The organism is Comamonas sp. w2-DMI, from assembly GCF_040187735.1.
GTDB classification, from domain to species: domain Bacteria; phylum Pseudomonadota; class Gammaproteobacteria; order Burkholderiales; family Burkholderiaceae_C; genus Comamonas; species Comamonas terrae.
Map to the genome: position 1 here is coordinate 229,422 of NZ_JBANEL010000005.1, position 6,238 is coordinate 235,659.

Genomic DNA, 6,238 nt, shown 5'->3' on the forward strand with positions numbered 1-6,238 from the left:
CCCGTGATGACCTCTTTGTTCGACCCCGTCCGCGCCGGTGCGCTGGAGCTGCCCAACCGCATCGCCATGGCGCCGCTCACGCGCAACCGCGCGCCGCATGCCGTGCCCACCGACCTCATGGCCACCTACTACAGCCAGCGCGCCAGCGCCGGCCTGCTGATCAGCGAAGGCACGGCCATCAGCCATCAGGGCCAAGGCTATGCCGACGTGCCGGGCCTGTACAGCGAAGAGCAGCTGCAGGCCTGGAAGAAGGTGACGGCCGCCGTCCACGGCCAGGGAGGACGCATCGTCACCCAGCTGTGGCATGTGGGCCGGATCTCCCATACCCTGCTGCAGCCCGACAACCTGGCACCGGTAGGCCCCTCCGCCATCACCGCCCGGTCCAAGACCTATGTGATCGACGAGGTCAGCGGCCAGGGCCATTTCGTGCCGGTTTCCGCGCCGCGTGCCCTGCGCCAGGAAGAGCTGGCCGGCATCGTGCACGGGTTTGCCGCTGCCGCGCGGGCTGCCGTGGAGGATGCCGGCTTCGACGGCGTGGAGCTGCACGGCGCCAACGGCTATCTGCTGGACCAGTTCCTCAAGACCGGTGCCAACGAGCGTACCGACGACTACGGCGGCAGCATCGAGAACCGCTGCCGGCTGGTGCTGGAATGCGTGCGCGCCGTGGCCGATGCCGTGGGCGGCGGCAAGGTCGGCATCCGGCTCTCGCCCGTGACGCCGGCCAACGACATCGTGGATGCCGACCCCCAGCCGCTGTTCGAGTATCTGGTGCGGCAGATGGCTTCGCTGGGCCTGGCCTATATCCACATCATCGAAGGCTCGACCGGCGGACCGCGCGAACTCGAGGACCGGCCGTTCGATTACGCCGCGCTCAAGAACGCCTATCGCAAGGCCGGCGGCCAGGGCGCCTGGATGGTCAACAACGGCTACGACCGGACCATGGCCATGCAGGCCGTGGAAAGCGGATACGCCGACGTGGTGGCCTTCGGCAAGGCCTTCATTTCCAACCCCGACCTGGTCAGGCGCCTGCGCAACGATCTGCCGCTGAACGCCTGGGACTCCAAGCTGTTCTATGGCGGCGGTGCCAGGGGCTATACCGACTACCCCATGGCCGGATGATTCACGTGAAACAAGGCATATGGCGCCTGCAGCCATGAAGGGGCAAGCGCCAGCAGCTATGTTTTCAGTAGCTGCAAGATAAAAAAGCCCGGCAGCATCGTCGCTGCCGGGCTTTTTGCTGGCCGGTGGCCGGTCAGGCGTTTTCCAGCAATTGCGGCTCCTGGCTTGCGGGCGCGGCAATCGCAGTGCGCACGGCGCTGCGGGCCGGCGCCAGGCCCGGATGGCGCGCGGGCTGCAGCGCCTGCATGCCGCCTGCCACGCGGAACTGGCTGACCACCTGCGCCAGCCGCGACGCCTGCTCGCGCAGGGACTCGGCCGCGGCGGCCGACTCCTCCACCAGCGCGGCATTCTGCTGCGTCATGCGGTCGATGTCGCCCACGGCCTGGTTGACCTGGCCAATGCCCAGCGACTGTTCGCTGGAGGCGGCCGTGATCTCGCCGATGATGTCGCCCACGCGCTGCACGCTGTCCACGATGGCCTGCATGGTCTTGCCCGCGTCCTCCACCTGGCGCACGCCCACATCCACGGCCTGCACGCTGGTGTTGATCAGGCCCTTGATCTCGCTGGCGGCCTGGGCCGACCGCTGGGCCAGGCTGCGCACCTCGCCCGCCACCACGGCGAAGCCGCGGCCCTGCTCGCCTGCGCGGGCTGCCTCCACGGCCGCATTCAGGGCCAGGATGTTGGTCTGGAAGGCGATGGAGTCGATCAGGCCGATGATGTCGCCGATCTTGCGGCTCGACGCCGAGATCTCCTGCATGCTGACCACGGCCTGGTTCACGATCTGGCCGCCCTGCTTGGCCGTGCCCGAGGCCGAGGAAGCCAGCTGGTTGGCCAGCTGGGACGACGATGCCGTCTGCTGCACCGTGGCCGTGAGCTGGGACAGCGAAGCCACCGTCTCCTGCACATTGCTGGCCGTCTGCTCGGTGCGCGCCGACAGGTCCTGGTTGCCGGTCGCGATCTCCTGGCTGGCCGTGGCGATATTGCCGCTGGCGTCGCGCACCTGCGTGACCATGGCACTCAGCCCCTGCTGCATCTGCTCCAGCGCGTGCTGCAGCTCGGCCAGCTCGTCGCGGCCCGAGACTTGCACCTGTTGCGACAGGTCGCCGCTGGCGATGGTCAGCGCCATCTGGCGTGCCTCAACGAGCGGCGTGCAGATCGAGCGCATGTTCAGCAGCGTCAGCGGCACCACCACCACCAGCGTCAGCACCACGGCACCGATGAACATCCAGCGCGTCTGCTCGGCCACATCGCGCTCGGCGGCGGCCAGCGCATCGGACTGCTCGCGCAGCAGCTGGTTCAGCTGCTGCATCAGCTTCTCGGCTTCCGCCACTTCGGCCAGGGCCTTGCCGCTCATGCGGTTGGCCGTGGTGGCCGAGTCGTAGCCGCCGGCCTCCAGCTGGCGCGCCACATGCTCGAAGGATTTGCGGTAGTTGTCGATGCGCGTGATGATGCCCTTGGCCACCGCATCGTCCTGCGCGTTGTCGTCGCTCGTGAAGTGGCCCAGCACCGCCTTGGCCTTCTCCATGGACTCGGCCCACTGGTTGTAGGCCTTGCGCACTTCCTCGGCGCGCTCGTACTGGATGATCATGTCCTTCTCGTGCGCGCGTATCGCGCCCAGCTGCGTGCGCAGTTCGGCCATGTAGCCCATCTTGACGTACGAGTTGTCCAAAAACTCCTGGCTCATGCTCTGGATGCGGAACATGCCCAGCATGCCCGCACTGCCCAACAAGCCCAGCAGCACCATCACCACGCCAATCGCGCCCAGCATGCGCGTGCGTATGGAGAAGCGCCGCATCATTCCCAACATGTTCATCTGTCTACCTCTGATCCTTTGAGTCCAACCGCGCGTTTTACATCAGAAAACACAAATTGTTTCAGTTTGTCAAAAAACCGCGACTTTTCCATGACGGGAAATGCTTATCTCCAACACTCCCGGCCGCAGAAAACGCCAAATCCCGGCTGTTTGTCCTGCATCAACCCCGTCCCGGGAATTGGCTTGCCCGGCGCTTGACCTTGCCATGGTGTTAGGGTTGATCATCCAAGCCATGGAGCCGCATCCCGCGGCCTGCCATCCACAAGGAGTGATCAGATGCAACATGTTTTCGAAGTCCAGGGCATGACCTGCGGCCATTGCGAACGCGCCGTGACCCAGGCGGTGCAGGGCGTGGACGCCGCAGCCCAGGTGAAGATCGACCGGTCCGCCCACCGCGTCGAGGTGCAAAGCGATGCCCCGCGCGAAGCGCTGAGCGCGGCCATCGCCGAAGAGGGGTACAAGGTTACGCCCTGAGCCGCCGACGCGGCTTCGCCCAAGGAGGACGACGCCTTCGGCTAGGCGCCCCCACCGCGGGGCGGCTCTTGCTCGGCGTCTCTGGCTTGGGCCCCATCCGGCATCACGATTCACACGGGGAAAACCACCATGCTTACCTCTTCACATTGGCCCGTCCCCATCGGCGAAGCCGCGCGGCGCGCGGGCGTGTCGGCGCGCATGGTGCGCCATTACGAATCGCTGGGGCTGCTGCCGCCCGTGCACCGCACCGACAGCGGCTACCGCCAGTACACCGAGGCCGACGTGCATGCGCTGCGCTTCATCCGCCGCGGCCGGGACCTGGGTTTTTCCATGGAAGAAATCGGCACGCTGCTGGGCCTGTGGCAGGACCAGGGCCGCGCCAGCAGCCAGGTCAAGGCCATCGCCCAGCGCCATATCGCGGCCCTGGCCGAGCGCATTGCCGCCATGCAGTCCATGCAGCGCACGCTGCAGACCCTGGCCCACTGCTGCCATGGCGACGACCGGCCGGAATGCCCCATCCTCGACGATCTGGCCAGTGCCGATACGCCGCTGGATGCCCCCGCTGCGGCGACCCCGGCCCCGCGCGGACGCGGCAAGCGCGCCGCCGCGCGCGCCTGACAGCCGGACAGCCGGACAGCCGGACAGACCACGGCAGTTTCACGTGAAACCCGGCACCCGCCGGCCCGCCGCCGGCGCCAGGCCGGCGGATTGGCTCGGCCGCGACAGCCGCTCATGATTGCTGTGCTGCACAATGGACCCGGAACGACGCCCGGCAAAGCACCGGGCCGCACTTTTCCGCCTCGCACGGCCCTTCTTCAGGAGACACAGCGCATGAGCACCCGAGACATCTTCGTCGTCAGCACCGCCCGCACGGCCATCGGCACCTTCGGCGGCAGCCTCAAGGACGTTCCCAATACCCAGCTGGCCACCACCGTGGTCAAGGCCTCCATCGCGCGTGCCGGCATCGCCGCCGACGCCGTCGGCCATGTGGTCATGGGCAATGTGATCCCCACCGACACGCGCGACGCCTACCTCTCGCGCGTGGCAGCCATCGATGCGGGCTGCCCCATCGAGACACCGGCCTTCAACGTCAACCGCCTGTGCGGCTCGGGCCTGCAGGCCATCGTCTCGGCGGCCCAGGCCATCGCCCTGGCGATTGCGACGTGGCCATCGGTGCCGGCTCCGAATCCATGAGCCGCGGCCCCTACTTCGACCAGGCCTCGCGCTGGGGCGCGCGCATGGGCGACGCCAAGAGCATCGACTACATGCTGGGCATACTGCACGACCCCTGGCAGAAGATGCACATGGGCATCACGGCCGAGAATGTGGCCGAACGCTACAAGATCAGCCGCGACATGCAGGATGAACTGGCCGTGATCAGCCAGCAGCGCGCCGCCGCGGCCATCGAGGCCGGCCGCTTCAAGGAACAGATCGTCCCCGTGGAGATCGCCACGCGCAAGGGCACGGTGCTGTTCGACACCGACGAGCATGTGCGCGGCAACACCACGCTCGAAACCCTGGCCGGCATGAAGCCTGCGTTCAGGAAGGAAGGCGGCACGGTGACGGCCGGCAATGCCTCGGGCATCAACGACGGCGCAGCGGCCGTGCTGCTGGCCGCCGGCGACCGCGTGGGCGCGCTGGGCCTCAAGCCGCTGGCGCGCCTGGTCGGCTATGCCCACGCGGGCGTGGAGCCGGCCTACATGGGCATAGGCCCGGTTCCGGCCACGCAGAAGGTGCTGCAGCGCACCGGACTGAAGATCGACGACATGGACGTCATCGAAGCCAACGAAGCCTTTGCCGCCCAGGCCTGCGCCGTCATCCAGCAGTTGGGCCTGGATCCGGCCAAGGTCAATCCCAACGGCTCGGGCATCTCGCTGGGCCATCCCGTGGGCGCCACGGGCGCCATCATCACCACCAAGGCCATTGCCGAGCTGCAGCGTACGGGCGGCCGCTATGCGCTGGTGACCATGTGCATCGGCGGCGGCCAGGGCATTGCGGCCATCTTCGAGCGCGTCTGATCGATCGGCTGAACGCTCCATCAGCAAAGGCCTGCCGGCTCATGCCGGACAGGCCTTTTTTTTGATAGCGGCTGGCGCCTGTTAGCAAACAATCTCAGTATTCATAAAGCACCAGATCGTTTGCCGGCAAGCGTCAATAGCTTCGATTTACATAGCGAAATACCGTTCAGAACGGCGCTTCCTCGGGCGCCGTGTCCACAGGCGCTGCAGCGGGCCCGGTCAGTGCCACCCTGCCTGCCCCCTTGCCGGCCTGCGCCAGGCGCACAGGCAGCGTTTCAGATGCCTGCGCGCGGTCCTGCAAGGCGGCAGGCAGACCAGCGCCCAAGCCCGTGCGCCCTTCCCCGCCCAGCGCCTCGATCAGATCCGGAATCAGGCGCGACAGCTCGCCCGTGGCAATGGCCACATCGGTATCGAAACCGCCATCGTCCCGGGACTGCCCGTCCATCACCGCGTCGAGCAGCGCGATCTTCTTGATCTGCAGGCCCTCCGTGAGCACAAAGCTCACGCGGTCGTCCCAGGTCATGGCCAGCTTGGTCGGCAGCTTGCCGTGCTCGATGTGCTGGCGCACCTCGTCGATGTCGAGCGGATGGCGCGCATAGCGCACCACGGCCTTGGATTCGTCCGCGGCCTTGAGCTCGCACTCGCGGTCCACGCTGAAGCCGGCCGGCGGTTCCTGCGTCATCAGCCAGTGCGCCATGGCCGCCTGCGGGCTGGTCTGGGTATCGACCAGGGCCAGCGCGAAGCCTGGCAGGCCTTCCACCAGCAGGCTCACCACCTCGTCGGCACGCGCCTGGCTGCCGGTGTCCAGCACCAG

Annotated in this window: 5 protein-coding genes and 1 pseudogene; 4 read left to right on the top strand and 2 right to left on the bottom strand. The window is 67.3% G+C overall.

All coding sequences use genetic code 11. The features are described from left to right. Window positions 1-6: 6 nt before the first annotated feature. On the top strand, window positions 7-1,119 hold the full coding sequence (locus V8Z74_RS08035) for an alkene reductase (RefSeq protein ID WP_349708805.1): 1,113 nt from the start codon (window positions 7-9) through the stop codon (window positions 1,117-1,119). Between the two features lie 133 nt (window positions 1,120-1,252). Here V8Z74_RS08035 and V8Z74_RS08040 read toward each other — a convergent pair whose 3' ends face one another. After that, window positions 1,253-2,932 (bottom strand): methyl-accepting chemotaxis protein, encoded by a 1,680-nt coding sequence (locus tag V8Z74_RS08040; RefSeq protein ID WP_066474501.1) that lies wholly within the window; start codon window positions 2,930-2,932, stop codon window positions 1,253-1,255. Between the two features lie 276 nt (window positions 2,933-3,208). Here V8Z74_RS08040 and V8Z74_RS08045 point away from each other — a divergent pair, with 276 nt between their 5' ends. The 3 genes and pseudogenes from V8Z74_RS08045 to V8Z74_RS08055 all read left to right on the top strand — a co-directional run bounded on the left by V8Z74_RS08045 (window position 3,209) and on the right by V8Z74_RS08055 (window position 5,424). Next, complete coding sequence (locus V8Z74_RS08045) at window positions 3,209-3,406, top strand: heavy-metal-associated domain-containing protein (protein WP_349708806.1); 198 nt, start codon at window positions 3,209-3,211, stop codon at window positions 3,404-3,406. A 129-nt stretch (window positions 3,407-3,535) separates the two neighbouring features. Then, window positions 3,536-4,024 (top strand): Cu(I)-responsive transcriptional regulator, encoded by a 489-nt coding sequence (gene cueR / locus V8Z74_RS08050; protein WP_349708807.1) that lies wholly within the window; start codon window positions 3,536-3,538, stop codon window positions 4,022-4,024. 213 nt (window positions 4,025-4,237) lie between these two features. Further along, window positions 4,238-5,424 (top strand): annotated as a pseudogene (locus tag V8Z74_RS08055) (acetyl-CoA C-acyltransferase family protein). A gap of 166 nt (window positions 5,425-5,590) precedes the next feature. On the opposite strand, the gene rdgC reads toward V8Z74_RS08055, so the two are convergent. Next, window positions 5,591-6,238: recombination-associated protein RdgC (gene rdgC, locus V8Z74_RS08060; RefSeq protein WP_349708808.1), on the bottom strand; the 648-nt coding region annotated here is incomplete at its 5' end.

What these genes read in the sequence shown, in the direction of transcription:
- V8Z74_RS08035 (WP_349708805.1), top strand. Translation starts at nt 7, where the DNA reads ATGACCTCTTTGTTCGACCCCGTCCGCGCCGGTGCGCTGGAGCTGCCC.
- V8Z74_RS08040 (WP_066474501.1), bottom strand. Translation starts at nt 2,932, where the DNA reads ATGAACATGTTGGGAATGATGCGGCGCTTCTCCATACGCACGCGCATG.
- V8Z74_RS08045 (WP_349708806.1), top strand. Translation starts at nt 3,209, where the DNA reads ATGCAACATGTTTTCGAAGTCCAGGGCATGACCTGCGGCCATTGCGAA.
- cueR (WP_349708807.1), top strand. Translation starts at nt 3,536, where the DNA reads ATGCTTACCTCTTCACATTGGCCCGTCCCCATCGGCGAAGCCGCGCGG.